Here is a 23,461-nt window from a genome sequence, read left to right on the forward strand (position 1 = left end):
GATCCATCGTTCGAGCCGACAGCGGCACGGCTGTCGATCGCGAGGCTTTGTCGCCCGTCCGGGCGTCGAAGCAGGCCCGTCCCGGAACGCCCTCGTGCTGTCACCGGTCGTCGGTAGCGTGATTGCCGTGATGGTGGGTACCGAAGAAACCCGGCTGGTCGTGCTCCGCGGCAACAGCGCCTCAGGGAAGTCGTCCGTCGCCGTCGGCCTGCGCGAGCGGTTCGGGCGCGGCCTGGCCCTGGTCGGCCAGGACAACCTCCGCCGGCTCGTGCTGCGCGAGCGGGACCGGCCGGGAGCGGCGAACATCGGCCTGATCGACCTGACCGCCCGCTATGCCCTGGACGCCGGATTCCATGTCGTGGTCGAAGGCATCCTCTACGCCGACCGCTACGGTGACATGCTCGCCCAGCTGCGCGCCGACCACCGCGGCCCGACCCACAGCTACTACCTGGACGTGCCGTTCGGTGAAACCCTCGCCCGCCACGCCACCAAGCCGATCGCAGACGACGTCAACGAGACGCAACTGCGCGACTGGTACCGGGCGCGCGATCTGCTGCCCGGCGGCATCGAGACCGTCATCGGCGCCGACAGCGCCCTGCACGAGACCGTCGACCGCATCATGAACGACACCGGCCTGGTCCACCTGCCCGCCGTGGACCGCTGACCTGGGCACCGTTGCGACAGATGCGGCGCCTACATGCCGTCACAGTCGCGCCGGCCCCGCCCCGACCATGAGACCGACCACAGATGCGGTCGTGCCACGCCCAGCCCCGACCATGGAGTTGAGCGCGGCGCTTTCACCCCCGACCACGGATGGTCAGCACGCTACGTCTGCGGTCGACGCCCCGACCTGGTCGAATGGCCGGTTCGCTGTCTCTGCGGGCTCAGCTGCTTCCACCGTTGTTCCCCGTCGTTCCCCGCTCGATCTGGTGCGCTTGTGGTGGGGTCACGTGTGATCTTCGCGTCGTGGGCGGGATGCCTTGCGGCTCCGTGAGCGGGCAGGCGTATGGAAGTAGCCTCGCCCTCTGGGGAGCCGGTGATGACGACTTCCCGTGAGCAGCGCTTCCTGCCTGCCGACGGTCGTGATGACGTGGTGGCGCGGCTGGAGCGGGAGAATGCGCAGCTGCGCCGGGCCGTCGATTCGCACGCGATGGTTGACCAGGCCATCGGTGTCCTGGCTGCGGTGTGCAGGCTTGAGCCTGCGGCTGGGTTCGAGGTGCTGCGGGAGGTTTCCCAGCGCACCAGTATCACGCTGCACACGGTTGCTGATGCGGTGCTCGACTGGGCGTTGGAGCGGAAGCCCCTGCCAGTGTCCGTGGACGGGGATCTACAGGCGGCCCTGAGGCGGCATTCGCCTGCCGTGGACGACCCGGACCAGCCCGGCTAGCGCTCAGGCCGTCAGGGCCTGCTCAGTCGTCGGGTAGCAGCCGATGATGTTGTCGACGCCGGTCAGCTGCAGCACGCGCAGTACGGATTCCTGGGCGCCGGCGATGCGCACCCAACCCGCGGCGTCGCTTGTGTCGCTCACCTGCCGGTGTGTGGCGACGAAGACGTTGAGGCCGCTGGCTGCGCGACCGGGGGGTGAACGGTGCCGGTGGGCGGATCTCGGCGGTCGCCGCACCACAGCTCGAGTGCCGCAACGGTGTCGGCTGCAACGCTGAATCTGTGTCGCCGGTCGGTTTCGCCGCCTGGGCCCACCAGACGCGCTAGAGCATGTATTGAGTCGTGGTCACCAGAGCCGTGACAACCCGCTACGACAAGCGCAGATAGGTCTACGTCGGCACCGTTACCGCCGCTGTGACCGAAGCAGCGGATTTTTCCAACGGCGGCTCGGCCTGCGGCCGGAGCACAGCCGAGGAACGGCGTTGCCCCGGCCTGTGATGGTCACTAAAGTCGGTCGGGTGACTGCCGGGTCGGCCATGGGCCATGCACGAGTGAGGTTCCCGGCCTCGGCGTGAGCGCGAGGCGGGCAAGAAGCCCGCCCCCCTTTTCCGCGTCTTTGCTCCCGGCGCCCGTATGCGGCGCTTCACCACAGCGGATCCCAAGACCGGAGACACACCACTGATGTCCTCTGACCAGCAGTACCCGCATGATTCCGAACTGTCGGCGGCCAGTGTCCAGTTGAACCACACCGCCGTCTACGCAAGCGACCGGCACCTGTCTGCCGAGTTCATCGCCGCGATCCTGGGCCTGAAGGTCGGTGCCCCGTTCGGGCCGTTCCTGCCCGTCGACCTCGGCAACGGCGTGACGCTCGACTACTACGAGAAGAGGGACGAGCCGATCCAGTCACAGCACTACGCCTTCCTCGTGCCCGACGAGCAGTTCGACGCCATGATCGCCCGCCTGGAGGTGGTCGGGGTTACCTACTACGCCGACCCCAGCCACACCGAAGCCGGCCAGATCAACCGTCTATTCGGTGGTCGTGGCGCCTACTTCGACGACCCGGACGGCCACAACATGGAGATCATGACTCGGCCCTACGTCCGCCCCTAGCAGACCGGCACATATCGGCTGTGATCAAGAAACAGCCTGGTCGAGGTCCTTTGATCCAGATCATCGAGGCGCGCAGATGGAGGCCGGCGAGGTGGCTGTCCGGGTCTTGTCGTAGCGGGTAGCGATGGCTCGCCAGGTCTTGAGCATGTTGATCAGGCGCTCGACGGTGTTCCTGTCTTTGTAGAGGTCCGCGTCATGGCTGACGGGTCGGCCGCCCCTGGAGCCTTTCCTCTTCCGGTTGGCCCTCTGATCCTTCTTCTCGGGGATGACTGCCTCGATGTGGCGTTTGCGCAGGTGGTCCGGTTGCCGCGGGACGAGTAAGCCTTGTCCCCGGCGACCGCGTCCGGCCGGGTGCGGGGGCGGCCGACGGGGTCGCGGACCCGGATCTTCCCCAGCACGGGGATGAACTGCGGGCTGTCCGCGGTCTGGCCGGCGGTCAGCACGAACGCCAGTGGGCGGCACTCGCGGTCGGCGGCGAGGTGGACCTTGCTGGTCCGCCCCTGGAGCGTCCCAGGCGGGCAGTTTTCAGCCGCAGTTCTCGCCGGCGCCGGATGCGCCGTCGTTCTTCCCGCTCGGGATCTGCCTCGGCGTCCCGCCCACCTTGTTCTTCCGGGCCGCCCCCCTTGACCTGCATTTCTCCTCCTCGGCCGCGGCCTTCTCCAGTGCGGTGACAACGTCCTGGTCCAGGTGCATCCCGGCCGCGTCGTGGTGAGCACGCACGGTGGTGGAGTCGACGCTGACCAGGACAGGTCCACCTCGCCCCGCTCCGCGGCTTCCGCGATCACGCCCTCCAGCAGGGCCGCGAACACGCCCCCGTCACGCTACTGCCGGCAGCGGTTGTGCACGGTCGACCAGGCGCCGAACGCCCCCGGCATCTCCCGCCACTTCCCGCCGGTCCTGAACCGCCAGATCACGCCCTCGAACGGGACGGAGCCGATGCACCCGGCGGAGTCCGTACGGACGGCCCGCGCACGCGTGCCGTCCTCGCATGCCTGCCAGGCGGCGAAGCCCCGATCCGCGGCCTTGTACAGGGACAGCCGGTTGAGGAGCAGCCTCACACGGCTGGCGGCCATCCGCTCGGGGTCGTGTCGTTGACGAGCTGCCTGAGGAGTTCCCGGTCTTCCAGACTTCATCACATCGAGAGACGGCTACTTGATCCACACCAGGAACTTGTCCGTGTCCAGGATTCGGTTATGCAGGTCTGGCTGTTGCAGGAGCTGTTCTGGGCGGGGGAGTGCGGGCAGCGCGCAATTCAGAGTGGTCAGTGCTTCCGTGCGCCTGTCTTTTTCACCTGCTCAGGTGATGGATCGAGCCGACATGGAACCGGCACCGCGTCATAATCCGTGCTTTGTGTTTGTTCGTCAGCTCACGCTCGGTGCGAGATCCCTCGGCGGGCGGGGTTGTTCATGACCGAGAAAGGCGCCATGTCGATACGGAAAGAGCGTAAGTGGGCGCGGTTCATGCTTGTTGCCGTCTCACTTGCAGCCCCTGGCGTCACCTTCCTGTGCGGCACTCAGGTGGCGCGGGCGCATGGGCTTGCCAGGGTCTTCATCATCGTGGCCGGTGTGCTGTCGACGGTGGTGACGCCGTTCCTGGCGCGTAGGGCGCAAAAACGGGACCGGACTACGGCCGTGGTGGAGATCGAGGCGGCGATCGCGGCGGTCGCCGATCATCTGGGGCTCATGGTGACGGTGCCCGGGGAGCGCGCGAAGTACTGCGCGAAGATCGAATCGAAACTTGTACAGCGGCTCGCCGACCACGCCGCATCCAAAGAGGCCCGTTGCTGCTACTACACGCTCACCTCGTCCGGGCAGCTGGAACTGGCGGAGACCACGTTCAATACAGCCCCCCAGTCGTTCGACCCCAGCGTGGAGAAGCGTCTGCTGAACCTGGACCGAATCCGCTACGTACCTGACAACCAGGACGACGATGACGTCAAGGTCAGCCTGGGAGGAGGACATCGTTCCGTGGTGATCGCCCCCGTCTGCGCAGGCAGTCAGCTGCACGGAGTCCTCGTGATCGACGCCCCCGAAAAGGGATCACTCACCAAGGCGACGGTCCGCGAGTCGTACGTTCGAGCGGTGGCCGGCCTGCTGGGGACAGCCGGCGCGATGAAGGCAGAAGAGACAGCGTCACCGGTGATTCCTGCACAACCGGAAGGCGCTCCCGACGGTCAGAATACCTCCACTTCGGGTAGAGAAGGCTGAGAGGTGCAAATGGGAGTGGACGGCGATATCGACACCTATGCTGACGTTACGACCGCATGACTGGGGGACAGGATGAGTACGCCTGACGGTGAAATCATTGAATCGGGCCGACGGTGGATGGCAGGCGAGGTGTCGGACGACGAATACTTCTCCAAGGTTGCCCAGTCGGCCAAGGCGCCCCGCAGCCATGACTGGCTGGACCGCGTTCTGTCGCTGGTAGCGGCAGTTTTCAAACCGCGCAGTACGTGAGGCGGAAGAGCGCTCATGGTGTGAAGCGCGCCTGCTGCCGCGGAACGGGCGAGCAGGCTGGGCGAACAGACTGACTGCTCGGCCGGTACCTGGCCGCCCGCAGCGCCGCGCCGTGGCCGGCTACGACCTCACCTTCTCCAACGAGGAACTCTCCCTGCTGTTCGCGCTCGGCGGCCCCGAGGTGCGCCGCATCGTCCTTCAGGCCCTGGCCCAGGCCCGCACCGAAGCCCTGGAATGGGTTGTGGGGCACAGGAAGAGCCCCGCTCGTCCGCCACGGGGGAGCGGACGAGCGGGGCCGTCGGGGGGTCGGCTGCGCGGCTTCTACCAGCCGTGCACCGTCAGGGCGCCGTTTTGGTTGAGGCAGCCGCGCAGGCCTGCGGCCGGGTACTCGATGATGTCCTCGGGTAGGGCATGGTCGGCGAACCACTGGAGCGCCAGGCACTTCTCCGGCTCCTTGTTCACGGGGGTGCCTTCCCACTTGGTGGCCAGGAAGAAGAACCCGATGCGGTCGCCGCCGTCGTCCTGCTGATGGTGCACGACGTGCAGCAACTCCAGGTGGTCGGGGTCGGTCGTGACGCCGGTCTCCTCGAACAGTTCGCGGGCCGCGCCGACGGTGAGGGGTTCGCCCTGGTCCAGCTTGCCCGAGGGCAGGTGCCACCGGCCGTATCCGTAGGGGCCGCCGCGCTGGGAGAGCAGGATCTTGCTGCCGTCGCGGAGGAGGACGTGGGTGTCGATGGTGGGCTGTGCCTGCTGTCCGCTCATGGTTCCTGGGGGGTTGGGGTGGTCGCTGAAGCATCTGACGGTAGTGGGACGGCGGGGAGTGCGTCGGCGATTCGGCGCGCGACCTCCGATGGGGGGATGGCGGTGCTGTCGATGACAAGCACCCGGGTGTTGAGGTCTTCGAGGATGTTCGCCGCATCCCGATACAGCTGGACCTCGCGCGCGGGTGCCTCGGGGTCCGCCCGGAAGCGGTGGGTGATGCCGGCCCGGGTGATGCGGGCGGTGATCGTCTCGGGGGAGGCGGTCAGGATGACCGCCAGATCGGGCTTGGGGACGTGATCGTTGAGCAGGAGCAGGAAGTCCATCGGTACACCGTCGAGCCGTTGAAGAACGAGGGACGACGCTAGGTACCGGTCGGAGATGAGCAGGTCGCCGCTGCTGAGCGCGGGGTCGATGGTGGTCTCGACGTGTCGGTAGCGGGTTGCTGCGACGAGGCAGGCCAGGGCCAGGCCGTGCAGTTGCCCGCCGTGGGAGCGGGTGAAGTCCCCGAGGAAGTCGCCGCGGGGTGGCTCGGTGGTCCACTGCGCGGAGACATCGCGCGCAGTGAGCAGGGCTTTCAGCTCCCGAATGGTGGTGGACTTGCCCACGCCGCTCGGCCCGTCGATCGAGACGAAACGGCCCTTGCGGTGCCCGGTCATGCGGCTGTCCCCAGTTGGGCCTGGTTGCGTTCGTGCTGTTCTCGGGTGAGCATCGCGAGGGCGGCGCGGACCTCACCGAGGGGCACGTCGCCGAACTGGATGCCCACGGAAAAGTTGAACTCATCGCGCTGGCGCATGGACTCGTCGGCGCCGTCCTGGGTGAGGTCGACGTCGCCGTAGGCGAGGAGTGCATCCGGGGTGTAGCCGCTGTCGGTGAGGGTCGTCCACATAGGCGTGCCCGGGTAGGGGCGGAACTCGAAGACGCTGGCGCGGACGTCGCCGGGATGCTGGTCGGAGATGGCCCACAGGTTGCGGATGTGCTGCACGGTGGCGTCGAGGTCGGCCTTGTTTTCGCCGGGGAAGCCGAGGATGAAGTAGCCCTTCACGCCGATGCCGTGGGCGACCAGGCGGCGGGCGACGCGCTCCGTCATCTCGGCGTCGATCCGCTTGTCCATGGCCGCGAGGATGCGGTCACTGCCGGATTCGATGCCCAGGGCGACTTCGCGCAGCCCGTTGGAGACGAGCCGGTCAAGGTCGGCGTCGGTGAGCCGGTTGAGGACGTTGATGCGGCCGGTGGCGTCCCACACGTACCGCTCCCCGATCTTGTGGCGGGTGAAGGCTTCCATCTGTTCCTCGATGACACGGCCCACGCCGAGGAACAGGTCGTCCACGAACCGGAAGGCGGTCACGCCGTACCGCTCGTGCAGTTGGTCGAGCTCTCCGATGATGTTTTCGGGGGAGCGCACGCGGATCGTGACGTCGGGGTTGGCGGAGACGGCGGCCCCGCAGAATGTGCAGTTGTAGGGGCACCCGCGGCTGCCGACGATGTTGGCCTCCCAGTGCCCGAGGGGGCCGATCTGGCGCAGCCAGGGCCGTTGGCCGGCCAGGCGGAGGTCTGTCGCTGTTGGCGCGGCCTGGTAGGGGTCCTGGGGGAGGAACGCCCGGTTCACGTACGGCAGGCGGTCGATATCGGGGCCGAGCAGCGCCGCGCTGCGCTTGGGGTCCGGGATGCCGGCGGCGCGGGTGCCGAGCAGGGGGTCGCGCCACATGACGCCGGGCAGGGTGCGCCGGTTCTGCTCGTCCTGAAGGAGTGCGGCCACGCGTAGCTCGCCCTCGCCGAGGACCAGGGCGCGCAGGTTGCGCATGCGGGGGTCGGCGAGGACCCGGTCCGGCATGGCCTTGGCGTGGTGACCGCCGACCATGAGCGCAATGCCCGGGTCGAGCTGTTCGGCGATCCGCGCGGACATCTCGTAGGTGGGCGCGAGCAGGTTCATGGCGGCCCAGCGGGGCGCGGCCTCGTTGACGGTCCGGGCCGCCTCCTCGATCCCCAGGCCGTGGGCTTCGGCGTCGAGGACGCCGACGTTGAAGCCGTGTTGCTGGGCGTAGGTGGCGATGTACGCCATGCCGAGCACGGGGAGGGTGTAGTCGTTCGTGCGGGGCCGCAGGGTGTAGTCACGCAGCGGCGCGTTGATGAACAGGGCGTCGAGTGTGCGCCGGCCGTCGGCGCCCGCGATCAGCGGTAACGGCTCCATGGGTCCTCCATGTCATCTGGCATGCGCCCCCCAGGTGAGGGTCGCGAGAGTGAGGGTGTGCAGGGCCGTGCGGTCGCCCCTGGCCCAGCCGGTCCACAACGGACCGAACGCCTTGTCCTTCTTGCCGGGCCAGGCGTAGTCGGGAGCGATCTTGGCGGCCCAGGTACGCACGGCGAGGTCGTCGTGCGGGTAGGCGCTGAAGTCGCCGGTGTAGTCCGTCGCGGCGGCCGCGGCGGTCCACGGGCCGACGCGGGGGATCCGGGTGAGACCGGTGGCGAGGGGGCTGGCGTGCAAGACCTCCCAGTCGCTGTGAACGTGCTGGTACTCCTCCGCGGCCGCCAGGAGGGCGGTGCGGTGGAACTTCGCTCCGACGGCCGCGAACTTCTCCTCGGGCAGGTCGAGAACCACGTCCGGGGCGGGCGCGACGGACAGCGGACCGTGCGGGCCTTCAACGGTGATGCCATACGCGCTGCACCAAGCGCGATACACCTTGCGGGCCTGGTCGGCTCGGACGACCTGCCGCAGGATCGCCGTGGTGATCGCGTCCCACAGCCACGGGTTCGCGAGCCGCTGTGTGACGCCGAGCCCGGTGAGGCCCTCCAGGAGGGCTTGTGGGACGGCCGGAAGGTTCTCGGGGTCGGTGGCGACGAACTCGGGCTTGGCGTCCTCGCTGCCTTCCACGCACACCCGGTGCAGGCCGTCCCGGTCGTGGGACACGACCCAGATACCCGAGTTGGTACGGACGGCCCGCGCACGGGTGCCGTCCTCGTATGCATGCCAGGCGGGGTGATCGGTGGTCAGAACAGCCATCGGTTGCTCCTCTGTTGGCCAGTAGTGCTCCGTAGCCTCTCGCGTCTCGACGTGAAGACGCGCCGCAGCCACGGAATTGGCAACGTCAGCCGATGAGGTTCCGCTCGATCAGGTAGGCGCGCATGCGTTGGTACTCCGGGAGCGTGCACGGCCGGGACTCCTCCGGCTCATTGCCGGGGAGGGCCGCCGCCGGCCAGGTGACCGGCGGCGGCATCAATTCCTCGGCCGCGTACGACAGCCGCTTGCGGCGCGGACCGCGCACGAACAGGGTGACGGTGTCCGGCTCCATCACGGCCTGGTGCACCATCGACTCCCCAAGCGTGTAGGCACTGCCGGACCGCTCGACGCTCACCACGGCCGGCTCCACGTCAGCCCCGGCAAACGGGCCCGCCCAGCCGTTGGTGCGACGCCGTACAACGTGGACGTAGCCGCCGGCGAGGACACGAGTGGCGAAGGCATAACAGTGGTCGTGTGGTACGAGCTGGTTGTCCGGCCGGGGGTTCATGTTCAGCCGGATCTCGAAGCCGCGATCCGCAGCCTGGTACAGCGACAGCCGGTTAAGAAGCAGCGTCACACGGCTCGCAGCCATCCGCTCGGGGTCGCGGACGATGTCGTTGACGAGCTGCGTGAGAAGTTCCCGGTCGCTCGCGAGGCGGTCGAGGACGGTGCGGCTGAGCCGCTGCATCTGCCGCAGGTCGTCCGTGTCCAGCGGGGGAACATCGTCCAGCCATGACGCGGTTGCCATCACCACGATCCACCTACAGGGGTGAGAGCGGCCTGTTCGAGGTGCCGGCGGGCGCGCTGCGTGAACGCAGCGCAGGTGACCGCCGCGAGGGCGGAGCCGGTGACTGCCGCCGGCCCGACGGTGGCAAGGAGCTGCACCATCTCATCGCTGCCCTGCGTCGCGCACAGCGTGCCGGGATGCACGGCGAAGAACTCACCCGGGCCGAAGCTGCGCGCGTACTGCGGTTGCCCGCTGCACAGCTCATCGGCTCTGCGGTACACCTCCAGGTGGGTGACTCCGGCCACGGTGAGGAGCACCGCGGGAGCGGTCACCGGCCACGCCGTCATGGTGGAGGTGTCGTTCACCCGCAGGTACGCGGTGTACGGCTCCGGTACGGGCAGGGAGATGTGGACGTAGCCGTGCGCGAGGAACGAGCCGGGCGCGGGCGGGCTGTTGAGGAGTCGCAGGAGGCGAGCTGCGAGGGGTGCGGTCCAGTCGCGGGCGTCCGACACAGCGATGTCGGGGACGTCGCGGGGGTCTCGGCTTTGTGCCAGTAGCTGGGTGACGAACCGTGGGAGTACGGCATCCACTGTGCAGCCCTTTCGGTTGGGCGTACGGGTGCAGGGACGGCGCTGGGGTCCGTCGGGGGTCGCGGCCCCAGCGCCGGTCTCCGCCCGTGCCGACTGCCGTTGACGGTTATCGGGCGGAGTGTGCCCCGCAGCAGACCCGGGTCCAGGCTGGCCGGACTGCTGCGGGTGTCTGGCCTGTGCCGCTCAAGGGAGGCAGCGGCACACAGGAGTCTGGGTGACCGGTGCGGGCAGCCGGGGGAGCCTGCACAGCTCCAGCAGTGACCGCGCCAGGACCGCCATGTCGTGCAGCTGCTCGGGATCGCGGACCGCGGTCATCTCTTCGACGGTTAGTGCCTCGCGGGCGCGGGAGGCGACGTGATCGGCGGTCGCACGGATCTCCCCGTGGAAGTCGCCCGCACGCCCTTCGAGGTCTTCAAGGAGTAGCTGGAGCTGTCCACGCAGGGTGCCGGCGAGATGCGCGCGGTCTTCCTCACCGTCCAGCCCGGGCCGGCCGAGACGGACCTGCCCGAACACCTTCGTGTAGGTGACGCGGATGTGCTCTGCCCCGATCGCCTCAAGAGAGCTCACACGGCCTCCTTCATGCAGCGAGCGGCCACCAAGTGCTCGTGCAGCGCGTCGAGGGCCAACGCCATCCGCCGCAGGAGCCCTACGGCTTGCCAGAAGCCGCCGGGTACTTCCTCGGAGCGCACCACGCGAGCCTGTGCGATGAGCCGGGACGTGATGTCGTCCTGCGAGCCGTGAGCGAGGGCGATGTCCACCAGGAGCATCGAGTAGCCGCGCAGGCGTTCGGCGAAGTCCTCCACCTGATCCTCGGCGGGCACGCCCTCCAGCAGGATCTCGACGTCGTCCAGGAACGCGGAGCCGTCGAACGGCTGCCACCGCTGTAACTTCTCCAGCACCCCGGCGAGGTCGAGGTCGGGTAGCGTCCACCGTTCGACGGGGCGCGTCCGTAAGGCGCTGGTCGCGGTCACTGCGCCACTCCCGGAAGCGCGAGCTCGCAGTAGATCGTGGCGCCTTCGTCGGCGGCGCCCCACTTCCCCCCGTTCTCGCGGGCGAGGAAGTCCACGAGGAACAGGCCGCGGCCGCGCTCGGAGTCGCTGCCCACGATGCAGGTGGCCGGCCCGCCGGGCATCTCGTCATGCACGGCCAGGTGCAGGACGCCGCCCCTGATGGCCATGGCGAGGGTGACCTGTGACCCGCCGCTATGCAGTATCGCGTTCGTGACCAGCTCGGACACGATGAGCGTCGCGTCATCGACCAGCGCATGCAGGCCGCAGTACCGCAGCCGGGCCCTGGTGACTCGCCGGGCCATGGCCACGCGGCGCGCATCTTCGGTAGCGACGTCGCCCCTGCGGGAACTGACGGATACCGCGAAGCTCACGACCATCCGGTCAACAGCCAGGCACGCGCGAGTGGGCTGGCGCTCGCCGCGATCACCCGATGGTGTGGCGGAGCCATTTCTCAAGGGTGGTGCGCTCGTCACCGCTGCTCCCAAGGCCGAGATCGTTCGCTTTCCTCTATGAGGTAATCGCGCGATCACTGTCTGCGGGTACCGTTGGGGACAGGTGGGACCGTGAACACCGTGAACGCCATGGAGCTGTCGGGAGTTGAGGACATGGCCACGAGGAAACGCACACCCAACCCCGCACTGGACCGGCTGCTTGAACAGGCGCGATGGACTCGCACGCAGTTGGCGCAGCAAGTCAATCGGCTCGGCCCCCAGGCGGGATTGCACCTGACATACGACCGGACGGCCGTGGCGCACTGGATTGCCGGTACGCCTCCAAAACCCGAGGTCAGGCCGCTGATTCTGGAGGCGCTGTCCGCGAGGCTGGGACGACCGGTCACCCATGCGGAAGCAGGCCTTCAGCCGGGAAGGTCCGGTGGCCACCTTCAATCAGTCGACACTGCGGAGGAGTTGATCGACCTAGGAAGCGCGGACATGGACCCATCCCGCCGCGGCCTTCTGGCCGCGACTGTCTTCTCCGCCGCTCTGTCTGTGCCCGCCTTCCAGCACAGTGCGAGAGCTGCGGACGACCCGGTCACACCGGGCAAGGCAACGACCCGTATCGGCGCCTCGCAGGTCGCTTCGGTGCGTTCGATGACGGAGCGGATCGCGGACATCCTGGACGAGTTCGGCGCTGGGCACGCGCGTCCCATGGCGGCGGCGTTTCTCGTGAACACCGTCGGCCCGTGGCTGCGGGCGCAGGCTTCCGAGCAGGTACACAAAGACATGCTCGCGGCCGCATCGGACCTGACCTATCTGACGGGCTGGATGGCCATGTACGAGAAGGCCCACGGATTGGGCCAGACGTACTACACCAAGGCATTGAAACTCGCCGACGAGGCGGGCGACCACGTCACTTACTGCCGGACGCTGCGCGGCATGTCGCTCCAGGCCTCGAACCTGGGACATGGGCGGATGGCGCTCCAGCTCGCGGACTCGGCGGCCGAGGCCGCGCCGTCGGCTGGCCCCCGCCTGGTGGCGTTCTTGCGTGGCCAGCAGGCGCACGCGGCTTCCATGGTCGGGAACCGGCCGCAGGCCCACGCCCGGCTCCGCGAGGCTGAGGAAGCACTTTCTAAAGCGGACAACCGGCGGGATGCGATCGGCGGGTACGACCGGACCGCCTACCTGTTCCACGTCTCGCATGTGCTGGTGGAGGAGGGCGACTTGGCGGGCAGCATTCGCGCGATGCAGCAGTCGATCCGGTTCCAGCCGAAACAGGAGCGGCAGGGCCGTGTTCACGCCTACGCGGTCCTTGCGCAGCGGCAAATGCGACTGGGGCACCTGGACGCCTCATGTGAGTCCTGGGCGCGGTTCCTCGATGAGTACGAGCACGTCTCATCCGTCCGCGGTGACGACCACTTCACCAAGATGCGTTCCGACCTTGCCCCGTACGCCCGGGCATCAGCGGTGCGCGAGTTGGCCGGCCGGGTCCGCGAAGTAGCAGCGGCCAAGGCCTGAACATGAGGGCGCCTCCGGGGGAGCTCTCGAGGCACTCCGGAGGCGGCGGCACCCTCCACGATACGGCCGTCATCGCCCTGCCCGGGCAGCCCCGCCCGAAATCAACTCCCTTCGGGGCCTGGGGGGCCGCCGCCCTACAGCGGTATCCGCAGTCGGCTCCACGGGTACACGAATAGCCCCACCGTCCCCGGGCGGTGGGGTGGCCTGGGGTGCCCTGATCTGGCGTCTGGGACGGATAGTGCAGCAGCCCTGCCCAGCTGTGCGACTGAGAGCCGGTTGTTCCGAGAGAGGCATTCCGTGTCGCGTTCTGCGCAGGTGTTGGCGGAGCCTGGCTGTGTGGGTGGCTAGAACCCGGCTCGTGGGTTGCCGCCGGCCTGTCGGCATTCCGCTGCAGCGTCGAGCCAATCACCTGCTGGTTCGATAGCCTGCTCGCGCTCGACGCCGGAGTCCACATTTCCGTCAGCGGGGCGGGCTTCGTCGGCGATCTCGCGTGCTCGCTGGCACGGATCTGTTGATGGGCGGGACAGTTCAGCGAGACCGCCGATGACGCTGAACGAGAGGGCGATGACCGCCGCCGCGGCCATCATCAGGCCCGCGGTTCGGTCTTGGATCAGGCGCGGTAAGTGGCGCTGCCAGCGGAAGTACGGGATGCGGTCCCGGCTGTTCACGGTGCTCCCTATCGGGTTACGGGTGGCTGAGGTATGGATCCACGAAGGTACCTGCCGAATCGGACGTCAGGTGGTGTCGGGGTTGGTGAGTTCGTTGTGGGTGAGGGTGACGCGGGTGGCTTTGCCGGCTTTGCTGGCGGTGGTGGTGGGTGGCAGGACGCGGACGTGGATGAAATAGACGCGGACGCCGGAGAGTTCGGTGTATGGGGGCCAGGCGCCGGGGGTGCCGTCGGTCGGCAGTTCGAGGAGCTTGTCGCTGATGTTGTAGATGACGAGGTAGGCGGTGTGTTGCCCGTAGTCGTGGGCGTACTTGACGACCTGGTGCATGCCTTTGACGAGGTAGCTCTTGCCGCGGCTTTTGCCGTCGAAGATCTTGCCGTCGCAGACCAGAGGGTCGCGGCAGTCGAGGTCGCCGATGAGGTCGGCTTCGCCAGAGGCTGAGCGGGGCTTGGCGTGGGTGATGTGGTCACCCTCGAGGAAGAGGAAGCGCTGCAGATCGAGGTTGTAGACCTCTTCGCCGTTGGCGCGGTCAGCTTCGAAGCGCGTGTACAGCTCTTCGCGGTCGAACCATTCGATGCGGGTGCGGTAGCGCTCGAGGGTGTGAAGGATACTGCTTTCGGCGCCGACGCGTTCGCTGAGGAAGTCGAACAGGGGCTGCAGGATGTCCTCGGCGAACTCCCGCCAGCTGTCCTGGATGTTCCTCTTGTTGCTGTAGCCGCTCGCGATGCGCCACCCGGAAGAGGGGTTTGCTGCCTCGTCCTTGGCGGTGTCCTGTATGAGTCGCCAGATGAGGGTGGCGCGTCCTTCTTCGGTCCGGCTGCACCAAAGGAACTGCATGTCGCCGTCCAGGCCGGCGCGGAAGCGGGCGTAGTCGAGGTCTGGTTCCGCCCGTGTTGCTTCCTCGAGGAGGCCTCGAAGGGCTGGTTGGCTGTTGATCCAGGTGACGGCCAGGTGGACTTCGTGGCCGGCGCTGGAGAAGGGTGCGGTCATGAGTTTGCGGAGGCGTTCGCGTACGGCGACCTGGAGGCGCTGCTGGTACTTCACCAAAAGAGGCCTTTCAGGGCTTGGGTGATCTGTTGCTGGACGACGTCGCCCGCGTTCTGCGCGCTGCCGGTCTCGTCGACCAGCCAGACCTGGGTGTAGCAGCAGGGACAGATCACGGCTGTCTGGGCTACGACCTCCGAGTAGCGGACCCACATCAGGTAGCGGCAGCTGGGGCAGGCCGTCTCGAGATCCGCGCTGAGGAACTGCGTCGCGAGGGATTCGCCCATGAAGGCATTGTTCCGCACGGGTCTGACAGTGCCCTGTTGTTGGTTCTGTCTGGGGTGGGTGCCGATGGTGGAGAGTGGGCAGGGCCTGGCTACAGGGTGGGCTGGTCTTCGAGCCAGCTGGTGGGGATGAGTTTTTCGCCGTTGCGCCAGTTGTAGCGGACCGAGTCCTGGTACCAGTCGTGGGGCAGGTCCGCGTGGTCGCTGACGATCATCTGGAAGTTCGGGGACAGCTCCCTGACGACCTGGTGCATGAGTTCGAAGAGGCGGGTGACGGTTACTCGGTCTTCGTCCAGGGCGATGTCCTCCAGTCGTCCGCGCTGTTTGGCCATGTCGGAGGGGTAGTAGGGCTGGGTTGGCTGGTCGAGCATGAGGAAGCGGGGAACGGGGCGGCTGTTGGCGACGAAGTATTGGTGGAGGGCGAGGTGGGCGGCGACGTGGTAGCCGACGTGGTTCTTGCCGCTGCCGATGCGGAGCAGTTCGGTGATGCCCTCGAGGGTGTCGGCGACGATGGTGAGCTTCTTCAGGTCCAGGCGGACCAGGCGGTCGCCGTGTTCGAGTTTCAGGGTTCGGGCGTGGCCGGTCATCTTGCCGCTGAGGTAGCTGAGACCGTGGGTGAGTTTGTCATCGATGGTCTCGGTGTCGAGCTGCTCTTCGAGGCCTTGGACGAGCCGCTGGGCGACGGCGACGTCTGACTCGAGGCGCTGGAGGTGTCCGCCGTCGGATGTGGTGTTGATCTGGCTCAGGTAGGCGCTGATCCTGCCGCGGGTGTAGGCCTGGGCTTCGGCCTGTCCTAGGAGGCCGGCCTGCTGGTTGCGCTGTTCGGCGATGATGCTGAGGGCGCCTTCGATTCCGCGGAGCTGTTCGCGTAGGCGCCTCGCCGTTTGCTCGATCTCGCGAAGGGCCTGCTCGCGGCGGGGCTGGACGGTTTGGACGCTGTCGAGTTGCCCTCGGAGGTCTGCGAGGGTGGTGTGCATATCGGCGACGGTGGGGTCGGGCTCGTTGAGCTCGTTTCCGCACAGAGGGCAGCTGTGTTCGCCGGGAAAGCCGTCGGGTACGAGGTTGAGCGCCGACAGACGTGACATGCCGCGGGCGACGGCGCCTGTGTAGCCGGCAGCTTGTGTCTCCAGGTCGTTCAGGAGCTGGCGTTCTTCTGCGAGGGAGCGCAGCTGCCGCCGGAGAGCGGATGACTGTTCGGTGAGAAGGAGCTCCTGCCGTCGCTGTTCCTCCTCTGCGTTGTCCGGGGTGGGCCGAAAGGAGGAAGCCTGCTGCAGGGCTTCGATGACGGCTGCTCTGTCGGAGGTGTCGACACTGCTGTCGGGGAGCAGTCCGTGGACGCGGGCTTCACCGAGGAGGGACACAAGGCGGGCCTCGATGCCTTGGTTTGCTTCCTGGGCGGCTTTGAGGTCGTTCTCGGCTCGGCGGAGGGCTCGTTTGGCTTGGGCCAGCTGCTGCTGGAGCGCGGCCTGGTCTTCGGGGACCGCGCCGAGGAAGTAGGGGATCGTGGCCTTGAGACTCTCCGGGATGCCGCGCTCGTTCTGCCGGTGGAACAGGGCCCGTTTGGAAGCGACTTCGTCCTGGTTTTGCAGGCAGAGGAGGACGGCGTGGCCGAGGTTGGCGCTGAGCGGGGAGAGCAGGCTCCCCGGCGCTGGTTCGCTGCGGGTGTCTCCGATGCCGATCCGGCGTCCGAGTTGGTGGCGCAGCTGTGTGGAGTCGGTGTTGACGCGGAGGTCGGGCAGTTCCGGGATACCGAGGTCGTTGCCGACTTCGAGCATGGCGTTGGTGACGGACTTGGCGCCGGGGCGAGGCGCCGGCCGTGCGGCGAGGATGCGGGTGTCGGGTAGCTGCAGGATGACTGCATACCACGCGACGGTGTTGAAGATCGGGCTGATCGGGAGCGTGGCCTCGTCCCTGCCGAGGCAGAAGTCGACGATGTCGAGCAGCGCGCTCTTGCCTGTCTGGGACGTGCCGGTGACGATGTTGAGCTCGCCGAGCCGGAAGTCTAGGACGCGTTTTTCGCCGCTCTTGCTGTAGAGGATGATCGACCGGATCTGCACCGGCTCAGGGTCTCACGCCGAGCAGCGCGAACACGGTGGAAGGGTTGTCGGACTTGGCAGTCCAGCGGCCTATCAACGATGCGGCCTTGATCAGGTCGGCGAGTTCGCCCTCGGTACGGGACTTCGACGGAATGCTGCCCTTGAGGGACCCCTGCTCAATGCTGAGCATCTGGTGGCGGAGCCCGAAGCGCAGGCCTTCCCGTACGGCGGGTGCCAGTGAGGTGCTGCGGGCGGCAATGCCTGCGACGAGTGCCGGGTGGTCCGCCACCCAGTTCGTCAGATGGGTGCGCGTCGAGGTGGGCAGCGCTTGCCGCGTGGGCCGGTGCAAAACCAGCGGGGCCACGATGAAGGCCATCGGCCACGGCATCAGCCTGCCGAAGGCCTCCCGCTCGTAGTCGCGTGCAGCCGTGGCGGCGACGGCGGCGACGAGAGCAGGGTTGAGGAAGGCGGCACTGGCTTGCGGCCGCTGTGTCCAGCTAGACACGTGCGGCCCTGATCAGGTTCTTCACCCGTGCCTCGAAGTCGGGGTGCCATCCGACCCGTCCGCGGTCAGCCAGTTCGTGGTGCTTGCCCCGGGAGAAGAACGCCTCGTCGTACGCTTCACGGATTCGGTACCGGGTCTGGTCCAGGGTTTTGCGTAGCAGCGCCTTGCCGGCCTGCTCCTGCTCACGGTCGGTGGCATCCTCACCCAGGTCGTCGAGCATCCAGTCGAACTCCCGCTGCCACTCGTCAGCGAGGTTGTCCTCGAACCGCGCCAGCTCGTCGAGGTCCACCAGGTCGTCTTCGAGCCAAGCCACAGTCTGGGTATAGGCCCGGTAATAGTCCACCATCGCTTTGTTCAGCTGGCGGCCGGCGCCCACCCAGCGCAGCTGGTGGACGAAGCAGGCATCGGCCAGCTCGGTCTCGGCCCTTTGGGGAAAGTCCTCACGCTCCACCAGTGTGGGCAGTCTGTCGGAGGTGTAGTCGTCGCGGATGCGGCTGATGCGCTGCATCAGCCGGGTCACGGAGACGCTGGTGTGCCGCTTCTGCAGCATGTCCACCGTCTGCTCGTACCACCAGGCCCACAGCTGCCGCATGAAGGAGTCGGCGTGCCCGTCGGGGAGCGCGGCCCTGAGCTTCACCCGTACCTGCGCATCGAGGTCGTCGATGGACGGCGAACCGTCGATAACTCTCATCCGCTGGACGAAGACGGCACGCTGCGCCGGTTGAAGGGCCAGGAAAGCTGCCCGTGCGTCCTTCGTTCCCCTGGCCTCCGACTCCTGTGCGGCGGCAATGAGTAGGTCAAGGGCCCGTGCGGGTGCTGGATCGGGTGCCTTGAGCGCGGCCATAGCCGTGCCTGGCCGGGCCTCCTGCGTGGTGACCAGGGTCAGCACGGGGCCGTACTCGTCGCCAGGGGCATGTGTGTCCATCCAGGACTGGATGGTCCGCCAAACATCGTCGTCTTTGTCGCCGAGCGACCGCACACTGCGGACGTGGTGTTTGACCTGCAGGAGTTCAACGGGGCGACCATCTTCCTCCCACGCAACGTCGTCGTGGAGCTCCAGGCTGATCGCCCCGTCTGGGCGATCCTCTTGTCCTCGCAGCAGCTCAAGGAGGGCGAGCTGCGCCTGGAAGATATAACCCAGGGCTGACGCAGATGCCTCATGCGCGGAGGACGGCATGCCCATAGTCTCCCGATTCTGATATTGCTCTGTCCAGGACGCCACAGTAATCGAACACAAGTCTGACGTCGTCGATCTTGCCGGTTCTACTTGGGGTGGATGTCGATGGCGATGGCGGTGAGGAGGTCTGCTGCTGGGGGTGCATGCGCGGCCAGTCGCGGTGTTGAGTCGCCCGTCCCCGGCCACCCTGCACGCCCTCAACACCGTCGACCCCTGGTGGAGGTCACCCAAGCCCGGTCATGCCACCGCACCTACCACCAAGCCCGGTCCTGCCACGGCACCGGCCAGCCCTTCCCGCCACGAATCACAACGTGGATCATTCGGCACCGAGCAGCCCCAGGGATTGGTCGAGGACCACAACCGCCTTACGAAGATCATTGCCGACAGCCTCGAGGGCGCTGAGGAATCCAATAGGAACCGCCGTTTCACCCGGGTGGCAGCCCGAGGCGCAAGGAACAGGCCGCGCACCTGGCCTGGTGGCCCGCGGTAGCCTCCAACGACGGCACCCGACGGCTTCATCCCCCTCGCCGCCGTGCGCACCACCATCATCGAAGCCGCCGAGTCGCACGCTGCCAGGCGGGTGGGGGAGAGAGACGACGCCCACCCCGGCCCGCTGCGACACCAGACGTACGCCGCCTGACCGGCGGTCCGCTGGACGGGCTGCTGCTCGAGTTCTACTACTTCGGCGACACACCCTGGCAGCCGCCTCGACCACAGCAGCGCAGCGGACGATTCGCCGCTATGCGCCGTCCGGAGCGGGGAGCTGGATTCCTCTGGTGCGCGAGACCCAATGGATGCGCTGACGCGGCGGCAGCAAGCTGTAATCCAAAGTCCGCAGCCCCGATTGCTCGGTCAGGTGCCATGGCGCGACCCTCCACAGGCCCTCCCGGTCGGGGTCCGGCTCGACCGGGCAGCCGGTCAGCACCAGCTCCCAGCGATCCGTGCTGCCGTTGTCACGGTCGTCCTCCGCCGTCACCGTGCCGAGCACCTTGTACGGCAGCTCCTGCCCAGCCTGCTTCGCGTGGAAGTTCTCCGAGAGTTCCTTGATGGTGAACTCGCGCTGCAGGAAGACGTCCCGGCTTGTCTCGCCGGGTTCCAGGACGATGAGGCCAGCGGCAGCGGGACGCCTGTCTTCATCGGCTACGACCAGGTCGCCGTCGAACCGGGCCTGCACGCGCCGGTCGCTGAGGTTTTCCAGGACAAGAGTCTGCTGAAGTACGAGACGGTTGGCGCCCTCTTGGTCTGCGGGGAAGTGCCAGGTGTGCCCTGGCGGCCAGTTGCTGCACGGCATGCCCGTGTTGGTCGCCGCCAACGGTTCCCATGGAGGGGTACTGAGCTTGAGGGTGACTTTCGGGGCCTGGGAATCTAGTCGGCTGCGGATTGCGTCGGCGGTCATGAGCTGGTTGACCTTCAGTGCTCCGTGCGTGAGATATCCCTGCCACGCGACCACACCGAAGGCCAGGACGGTGCCGATCGAGCCGAGGGCGACCCAGAAGGTTTCTGACATGGCGGAGATTCTGGCCCTACCCGCACGGCCGCACCAGCGGCTCCCACTAAAGCTCCTGACCCCGACCACACTCCAGACCACGCGGCCCTGCCAACCCCGACCATGGCTGGTCGGCGGGCATTGCCCGCCTGTAGTGCTACGAGTCGGGCTCCTGGCGCAGATCCAGGAAGCAGCGTAGCCGTACACCGGGCTCGCCAGGCTCCCGGACCGTGCGGTCCGCCGGTGCGATCACACACCGCACAGCGAGCAGCTCCTGAACCGCGAGCGCGGTTGCATCGTCGGCGGCCGCTACCTCCACCCCAGCCAGGCCGCGGCCGGATAGGATCCCGGCAGCCACCGCCCCGCATCCTGCGGGACGCAGGCCCAGGGGGGAAGGACCAGCCTGCACATCGTCGGTATCCACGGCATCTGGCAGGGCAACACCAACGTCGTGAAACTCTCGGCCGACTGGGCCGGCGCCCTGACCAAGGGCCTGCGCACCCATTACGGGCCCGCCTGCCCCATCCCTCCGCCGGGGGCTAGGACGGCGCCCTCGAACTGCCCGACGGCATTGACTGGCTGAACCTCCACGCCGCCGGTGACCTGGTTGCCCAGAGCGGACTGGCGGCCGTCGCTCCGGCCGTCCGTGACGAACTCGTCCGCGATGGCGTCACCGATCCGCATACTGCCGTGCGCTACCTGGAGAAGCAGCCGCTCGCCGACCTCATCGTGCTCACCACCACCGCGTAATGCCACCAGGGCAGGTGCACACGGGTGGGCCTCGAGGGGCCGGACCGCAGGGACGGTCGCCGGGGCGAACACGGCGGCACGCGGCGGCAGTTGATTCTCACAGAGGGTGTCGCAAGCACCCCAGGACCTGTTCTGGCTCTTTCGTAGTGCAGTTGCTCGCGATCTGCATCATGTTGATCGGTTGGCCTGGGGTTGCCGGAGCGTGTTGCACGCCGGGGGCCAACCGTGGCCTCTTCGTGTGCGCGCTGTCTGTACGCAACCTGGGGGAGTTGGGAACATGAGCAGACAACCGGGCAGGTGGGGAGTGGTGTCATGGGTTCGGACGAGATCAGGTCCCAGGGCTTCAGCCTGAAGGAACTGTTCCGTGACGTGACCTACGAGATCGACTACTACCAGCGCGACTACACCTGGGGCGAGGACGAAGTCCGCACGCTGTTGCGGGATCTGTGCGGATCGTTCAGGAATTGGTCCACCAACCCCTCCTACCTGCGTCGGCCGCACACCGCACCGCAGTACTTCCTGGGGCCGTTCGTCTACTACGAGCCCTCCAGGAACCGGCGCTACCTCGTCGACGGGCAGCAGCGGTTCGTCACGCTGCACCTGCTCTTCCTGCAATTGCGGCTGGCGGCGCAGGAGCGCGCAGACACCCGGGCCGTCGACAGGCTCAACCGGGTGATCACGACGGACGGGGAGCACTTCTCGCTCGGCATCACCGATCACGAACCCGTCCTGCGCGCGGTCGCCGACGCCCGCACCTACGAAACAGGCGTGGGGGATTCGCTCTCCCGCCGCAATCTGTGGGCGCGCAGCCGGCAGGTGGAATCTCAGCTCGCGGAGGAACTCGATGCAGAAAACCTGACTCGGTTCACCGAGTGGCTGCTGGACCGGGTGGTCCTGGTCGGGATCCGCGCGGCCAGTGCCGACCACGGCTACCGGATGTTCGAAACGATGAACGACCGCGGCGCCCGCCTGACCGCCGTGGACCTCCTCAAGAGCCACCTGCTCTCCCACGTCGGAGCGAACGAAGAGCAACTCAACACCCAATGGCACGAGATGCTGCGGGAACTGGCCACTGACCGGGAAGACCACGCAGCCGCATCCCGCTTCATCAAGGCCTTCCTGCTGGCACGCTGCGCACGTGAGGGCCAGGACGAGGACCGTCGGCAGATCGACAGCAACCTCAACGTATGGGTCCGCCAGAACGCCACCCACCTGCACCTGGTGCCCGAACGCCCCGACAACTTTCTGCACTTTGTGCAGGATCTGCTGAAGTCGGCCAGACTGTTTAGGCCCTTCCTCGCCGCCGGCCGCTCACTCAAGACAGGCGGCGACCGCCTGGAGACGGTGCTCTTCAACGAACGTAACGGACTCACCTGCCAGGCCGTCGCCATCCTTGCCGCCATCGAGCCCGACGACCGGCCCTCGGACGCCAAGGACAAAGGCCGCCTCGTCGCCGACTACATGGACCGCTGGTACGCCTTAAGAGTCCTGCAGGACTTCCCCGTGCAGTTGGCCGACGCCGACACCCTGACCCACGACATCCTCGTGCCCGTCCTGCGCAGGTGCCGCACCGTGGCCGACGTCGCCGCCGCGCTCGGCGACCTCGTTACCCGGGACACAGGCTCGATCCGCGACGCGGTCACGCTCGGACTGCGCGGCAACAACGCCCACCAGATCCGCTATCTGCTGGCCCGGGCCACCGCCTACGTCGAAGAGGCCTGCCAGCGTCCCCACGACGTGCTCGCCTACCTCGACCGGGACCGGTTCCACATCGAGCACCTGTGGGCCAACCACCACCACCGCGTGAAGGAGGAAATCCCCGACCCCGTCGTCTTCCGCAGCCGCCGCAACCAACTGGGCGGCCTGGGCCTGCTCATGGGCCGCGAGAACTCATCCATCAATGACCTGCCCCTGCGCGACAAGGCCGCCTACTACGCCCGCAGCAACATCCTGCTGGGCATCATCGCCCCCGGCTACAACCAGCGAAACCCGCTGCTGCGCGAGTTCATCAAAACGCACAAGCTCGACAAGGTCCTCAGACCGTTCGGCCCCCGGGAGACAATGACCTCCGTCGTCCAGACCCGCCAGGATTTGTACCTGAGCCTGTTTGAACACATCTGGAACCCTGAGCGTCTCGGCTTGCCCGTCACCGCGCCCAGCGAGCCAGGCGGCAGCGACGAACCGCCTGCGCGGGCCCGCGCGGCCACCGCTCAGCGCAGGCCGGCCGCGGGGCGCCGCCGCACGGATGTCGCCCGAATGATCGCAGCCCAAGTCCTCACGGCCGGCACACGGATCGTGCTCACCTACCGTTCCACCGATCACTGGGCCACCATCGACGAAGACGGCGGGATTGTCCTCGCTGCGACCGGAGGCACCCCCTACGGCCGGGTCGACGAAGCCGGCGCTGTCGCCCGTGGCACCAAAACCTGCCAGGGCATGAACGAGTGGCACATCGAAGACGAAGCAGGTGTACGCGTCAGTCTGCGCACCCTGCGCGATCGCGCAGTGGCCTCGGGCGCCCTGTAACCCCCGATCCGGCACGCGGCCCCAGGCCCGGCGCGCAACGTCCCGGCCCACTGCTCA

At 67.5% G+C, this 23,461-nt stretch carries 26 protein-coding genes and 2 pseudogenes; 8 read left to right on the plus strand and 20 right to left on the minus strand.

The genetic code is table 11. The annotated features are described in order from the left end of the window. The first annotated feature begins 130 nt into the window (after positions 1-130). Complete coding sequence (locus ACFRAC_RS26850) at positions 131-664, plus strand: AAA family ATPase (RefSeq protein WP_382931150.1); 534 nt, start codon at positions 131-133, stop codon at positions 662-664. Between the two features lie 375 nt (positions 665-1,039). Beyond that, a complete protein-coding gene (locus tag ACFRAC_RS26855) occupies positions 1,040-1,387 on the plus strand; it encodes an ANTAR domain-containing protein (protein ID WP_382930951.1) in 348 nt (115 codons plus the stop codon). A 3-nt stretch (positions 1,388-1,390) separates the two neighbouring features. Here the strand turns inward: ACFRAC_RS26855 and ACFRAC_RS26860 are convergent, their stop codons facing one another. Then, entirely contained in the window at positions 1,391-1,528 is a 138-nt protein-coding gene (locus ACFRAC_RS26860; protein ID WP_382930956.1) for a hypothetical protein, read from the minus strand. A gap of 536 nt (positions 1,529-2,064) precedes the next feature. Between ACFRAC_RS26860 and ACFRAC_RS26865 the strand changes: the two genes are divergently transcribed. Beyond that, positions 2,065-2,493, plus strand: a complete 429-nt coding sequence (locus ACFRAC_RS26865) for a VOC family protein (RefSeq protein ID WP_382930962.1) — start codon at positions 2,065-2,067, stop codon at positions 2,491-2,493. Here the strand turns inward: ACFRAC_RS26865 and ACFRAC_RS26870 are convergent. After that, positions 2,465-3,416: pseudogene (locus tag ACFRAC_RS26870) on the minus strand (IS5 family transposase); the annotation flags it as partial. The gene ACFRAC_RS26865 and the pseudogene ACFRAC_RS26870 sit on opposite strands and share 29 nt — an antisense overlap. Positions 3,417-3,899: 483 nt before the next feature. Between ACFRAC_RS26870 and ACFRAC_RS26875 the strand changes: the two are divergent. The 3 genes and pseudogenes from ACFRAC_RS26875 to ACFRAC_RS26885 form a co-directional block, all read left to right on the plus strand. Continuing rightward, positions 3,900-4,700, plus strand: a complete 801-nt coding sequence (locus ACFRAC_RS26875; RefSeq protein ID WP_382930967.1) for a GAF domain-containing protein — start codon at positions 3,900-3,902, stop codon at positions 4,698-4,700. A gap of 72 nt (positions 4,701-4,772) precedes the next feature. Further along, positions 4,773-4,949: a hypothetical protein gene (locus ACFRAC_RS26880; protein WP_361351003.1), complete on the plus strand. Its 177-nt coding sequence runs from the start codon at positions 4,773-4,775 to the stop codon at positions 4,947-4,949. A 34-nt stretch (positions 4,950-4,983) separates the two neighbouring features. Continuing rightward, positions 4,984-5,130: pseudogene (locus tag ACFRAC_RS26885) on the plus strand (hypothetical protein); the annotation flags it as partial. A 140-nt stretch (positions 5,131-5,270) separates the two neighbouring features. Here the strand turns inward: ACFRAC_RS26885 and ACFRAC_RS26890 are convergent. The 9 genes from ACFRAC_RS26890 to ACFRAC_RS26930 all read right to left on the minus strand — a co-directional run bounded on the left by ACFRAC_RS26890 (position 5,271) and on the right by ACFRAC_RS26930 (position 11,410). Further along, positions 5,271-5,711 (minus strand): NUDIX domain-containing protein, encoded by a 441-nt coding sequence (locus tag ACFRAC_RS26890; RefSeq protein ID WP_382930976.1) that lies wholly within the window; start codon positions 5,709-5,711, stop codon positions 5,271-5,273. After that, positions 5,708-6,367, minus strand: a complete 660-nt coding sequence (tmk, locus tag ACFRAC_RS26895; protein ID WP_382930982.1) for a dTMP kinase — start codon at positions 6,365-6,367, stop codon at positions 5,708-5,710. Before tmk ends, ACFRAC_RS26890 begins: the two co-directional genes overlap by 4 nt. Then, positions 6,364-7,899 (minus strand): B12-binding domain-containing radical SAM protein, encoded by a 1,536-nt coding sequence (locus ACFRAC_RS26900; protein WP_382930995.1) that lies wholly within the window; start codon positions 7,897-7,899, stop codon positions 6,364-6,366. Before ACFRAC_RS26900 ends, tmk begins: the two co-directional genes overlap by 4 nt. Positions 7,900-7,911: 12 nt before the next feature. Next, positions 7,912-8,709, minus strand: a complete 798-nt coding sequence (locus ACFRAC_RS26905) for a hypothetical protein (RefSeq protein WP_382931002.1) — start codon at positions 8,707-8,709, stop codon at positions 7,912-7,914. Between the two features lie 85 nt (positions 8,710-8,794). Further along, on the minus strand, positions 8,795-9,454 hold the full coding sequence (locus ACFRAC_RS26910; protein WP_382931009.1) for a hypothetical protein: 660 nt from the start codon (positions 9,452-9,454) through the stop codon (positions 8,795-8,797). After that, positions 9,454-10,023, minus strand: coding sequence for a hypothetical protein (locus tag ACFRAC_RS26915; RefSeq protein WP_382931014.1), 570 nt, complete (start codon positions 10,021-10,023; stop codon positions 9,454-9,456). The genes ACFRAC_RS26910 and ACFRAC_RS26915 overlap by 1 nt, the downstream gene beginning before the upstream one ends. Before the next feature lie 183 nt (positions 10,024-10,206). Continuing rightward, positions 10,207-10,590, minus strand: coding sequence for a hypothetical protein (locus tag ACFRAC_RS26920; RefSeq protein WP_382931020.1), 384 nt, complete (start codon positions 10,588-10,590; stop codon positions 10,207-10,209). Beyond that, positions 10,587-10,994 carry a DUF6415 family natural product biosynthesis protein gene (locus tag ACFRAC_RS26925; protein WP_382931026.1) on the minus strand — a complete coding sequence of 136 codons (408 nt, stop codon included), beginning with the start codon at positions 10,992-10,994 and terminating at the stop codon, positions 10,587-10,589. Before ACFRAC_RS26925 ends, ACFRAC_RS26920 begins: the two co-directional genes overlap by 4 nt. Continuing rightward, complete coding sequence (locus ACFRAC_RS26930; protein ID WP_382931156.1) at positions 10,991-11,410, minus strand: ATP-binding protein; 420 nt, start codon at positions 11,408-11,410, stop codon at positions 10,991-10,993. The genes ACFRAC_RS26925 and ACFRAC_RS26930 overlap by 4 nt, the downstream gene beginning before the upstream one ends. Before the next feature lie 228 nt (positions 11,411-11,638). Between ACFRAC_RS26930 and ACFRAC_RS26935 the strand changes: the two genes are divergently transcribed. Next, positions 11,639-12,988 (plus strand): hypothetical protein, encoded by a 1,350-nt coding sequence (locus ACFRAC_RS26935; protein ID WP_382931160.1) that lies wholly within the window; start codon positions 11,639-11,641, stop codon positions 12,986-12,988. Positions 12,989-13,332: 344 nt separating this feature from the next. Here ACFRAC_RS26935 and ACFRAC_RS26940 read toward each other — a convergent pair whose 3' ends face one another. The 9 genes from ACFRAC_RS26940 to ACFRAC_RS26980 form a co-directional block, all read right to left on the minus strand. Next, complete coding sequence (locus ACFRAC_RS26940) at positions 13,333-13,656, minus strand: hypothetical protein (RefSeq protein ID WP_382931031.1); 324 nt, start codon at positions 13,654-13,656, stop codon at positions 13,333-13,335. A gap of 66 nt (positions 13,657-13,722) precedes the next feature. Then, the gene (locus ACFRAC_RS26945) at positions 13,723-14,700 is read right to left on the minus strand and encodes a hypothetical protein (RefSeq protein ID WP_382931035.1); all 978 of its coding nucleotides are present in this window, start codon (positions 14,698-14,700) and stop codon (positions 13,723-13,725) included. Next, entirely contained in the window at positions 14,697-14,927 is a 231-nt protein-coding gene (locus ACFRAC_RS26950) for a hypothetical protein (protein ID WP_382931039.1), read from the minus strand. Before ACFRAC_RS26950 ends, ACFRAC_RS26945 begins: the two co-directional genes overlap by 4 nt. Before the next feature lie 89 nt (positions 14,928-15,016). After that, positions 15,017-16,981: a DUF3732 domain-containing protein gene (locus ACFRAC_RS26955; RefSeq protein WP_382931044.1), complete on the minus strand. Its 1,965-nt coding sequence runs from the start codon at positions 16,979-16,981 to the stop codon at positions 15,017-15,019. A 4-nt stretch (positions 16,982-16,985) separates the two neighbouring features. Beyond that, positions 16,986-17,465, minus strand: coding sequence for a three component ABC system middle component (locus ACFRAC_RS26960; protein WP_382931050.1), 480 nt, complete (start codon positions 17,463-17,465; stop codon positions 16,986-16,988). After that, entirely contained in the window at positions 17,458-18,642 is a 1,185-nt protein-coding gene (locus ACFRAC_RS26965; protein ID WP_382931057.1) for an ABC-three component system protein, read from the minus strand. Before ACFRAC_RS26965 ends, ACFRAC_RS26960 begins: the two co-directional genes overlap by 8 nt. 739 nt (positions 18,643-19,381) lie before the next feature. Further along, positions 19,382-20,149: a hypothetical protein gene (locus tag ACFRAC_RS26970; RefSeq protein ID WP_382931062.1), complete on the minus strand. Its 768-nt coding sequence runs from the start codon at positions 20,147-20,149 to the stop codon at positions 19,382-19,384. A 136-nt stretch (positions 20,150-20,285) separates the two neighbouring features. After that, the gene (locus tag ACFRAC_RS26975; RefSeq protein WP_382931068.1) at positions 20,286-20,633 is read right to left on the minus strand and encodes a DUF6207 family protein; all 348 of its coding nucleotides are present in this window, start codon (positions 20,631-20,633) and stop codon (positions 20,286-20,288) included. After that, positions 20,633-20,812, minus strand: coding sequence for a hypothetical protein (locus ACFRAC_RS26980; RefSeq protein ID WP_382931079.1), 180 nt, complete (start codon positions 20,810-20,812; stop codon positions 20,633-20,635). Before ACFRAC_RS26980 ends, ACFRAC_RS26975 begins: the two co-directional genes overlap by 1 nt. Before the next feature lie 378 nt (positions 20,813-21,190). On the opposite strand from ACFRAC_RS26980, the gene ACFRAC_RS26985 reads away from it, so the two are divergent. Continuing rightward, complete coding sequence (locus tag ACFRAC_RS26985; RefSeq protein ID WP_382931082.1) at positions 21,191-23,404, plus strand: DUF262 domain-containing protein; 2,214 nt, start codon at positions 21,191-21,193, stop codon at positions 23,402-23,404. The last annotated feature ends 57 nt before the right edge of the window (positions 23,405-23,461 follow it).

Origin of the sequence: Streptomyces sp. NPDC056628, from assembly GCF_042792555.1 — a bacterium.
In the GTDB taxonomy this organism is placed as follows: domain Bacteria; phylum Actinomycetota; class Actinomycetes; order Streptomycetales; family Streptomycetaceae; genus Streptomyces.

Coding starts and splice junctions, on each gene's coding strand:
- ACFRAC_RS26850 (WP_382931150.1), top strand. CDS start 131: ATGGTGGGTACCGAAGAAACCCGGCTGGTCGTGCTCCGCGGCAACAGC.
- ACFRAC_RS26855 (WP_382930951.1), top strand. CDS start 1,040: ATGACGACTTCCCGTGAGCAGCGCTTCCTGCCTGCCGACGGTCGTGAT.
- ACFRAC_RS26865 (WP_382930962.1), top strand. CDS start 2,065: ATGTCCTCTGACCAGCAGTACCCGCATGATTCCGAACTGTCGGCGGCC.
- ACFRAC_RS26875 (WP_382930967.1), top strand. CDS start 3,900: ATGACCGAGAAAGGCGCCATGTCGATACGGAAAGAGCGTAAGTGGGCG.
- ACFRAC_RS26880 (WP_361351003.1), top strand. CDS start 4,773: ATGAGTACGCCTGACGGTGAAATCATTGAATCGGGCCGACGGTGGATG.
- ACFRAC_RS26890 (WP_382930976.1), bottom strand. CDS start 5,711: ATGAGCGGACAGCAGGCACAGCCCACCATCGACACCCACGTCCTCCTC.
- tmk (WP_382930982.1), bottom strand. CDS start 6,367: ATGACCGGGCACCGCAAGGGCCGTTTCGTCTCGATCGACGGGCCGAGC.
- ACFRAC_RS26900 (WP_382930995.1), bottom strand. CDS start 7,899: ATGGAGCCGTTACCGCTGATCGCGGGCGCCGACGGCCGGCGCACACTC.
- ACFRAC_RS26905 (WP_382931002.1), bottom strand. CDS start 8,709: ATGGCTGTTCTGACCACCGATCACCCCGCCTGGCATGCATACGAGGAC.
- ACFRAC_RS26910 (WP_382931009.1), bottom strand. CDS start 9,454: ATGGCAACCGCGTCATGGCTGGACGATGTTCCCCCGCTGGACACGGAC.
- ACFRAC_RS26930 (WP_382931156.1), bottom strand. CDS start 11,410: ATGGTCGTGAGCTTCGCGGTATCCGTCAGTTCCCGCAGGGGCGACGTC.
- ACFRAC_RS26935 (WP_382931160.1), top strand. CDS start 11,639: ATGGCCACGAGGAAACGCACACCCAACCCCGCACTGGACCGGCTGCTT.
- ACFRAC_RS26950 (WP_382931039.1), bottom strand. CDS start 14,927: ATGGGCGAATCCCTCGCGACGCAGTTCCTCAGCGCGGATCTCGAGACG.
- ACFRAC_RS26965 (WP_382931057.1), bottom strand. CDS start 18,642: ATGCCGTCCTCCGCGCATGAGGCATCTGCGTCAGCCCTGGGTTATATC.
- ACFRAC_RS26970 (WP_382931062.1), bottom strand. CDS start 20,149: ATGTCAGAAACCTTCTGGGTCGCCCTCGGCTCGATCGGCACCGTCCTG.
- ACFRAC_RS26975 (WP_382931068.1), bottom strand. CDS start 20,633: ATGGGTGCGCAGGCCCTTGGTCAGGGCGCCGGCCCAGTCGGCCGAGAG.
- ACFRAC_RS26980 (WP_382931079.1), bottom strand. CDS start 20,812: ATGCGGATCGGTGACGCCATCGCGGACGAGTTCGTCACGGACGGCCGG.
- ACFRAC_RS26985 (WP_382931082.1), top strand. CDS start 21,191: ATGGGTTCGGACGAGATCAGGTCCCAGGGCTTCAGCCTGAAGGAACTG.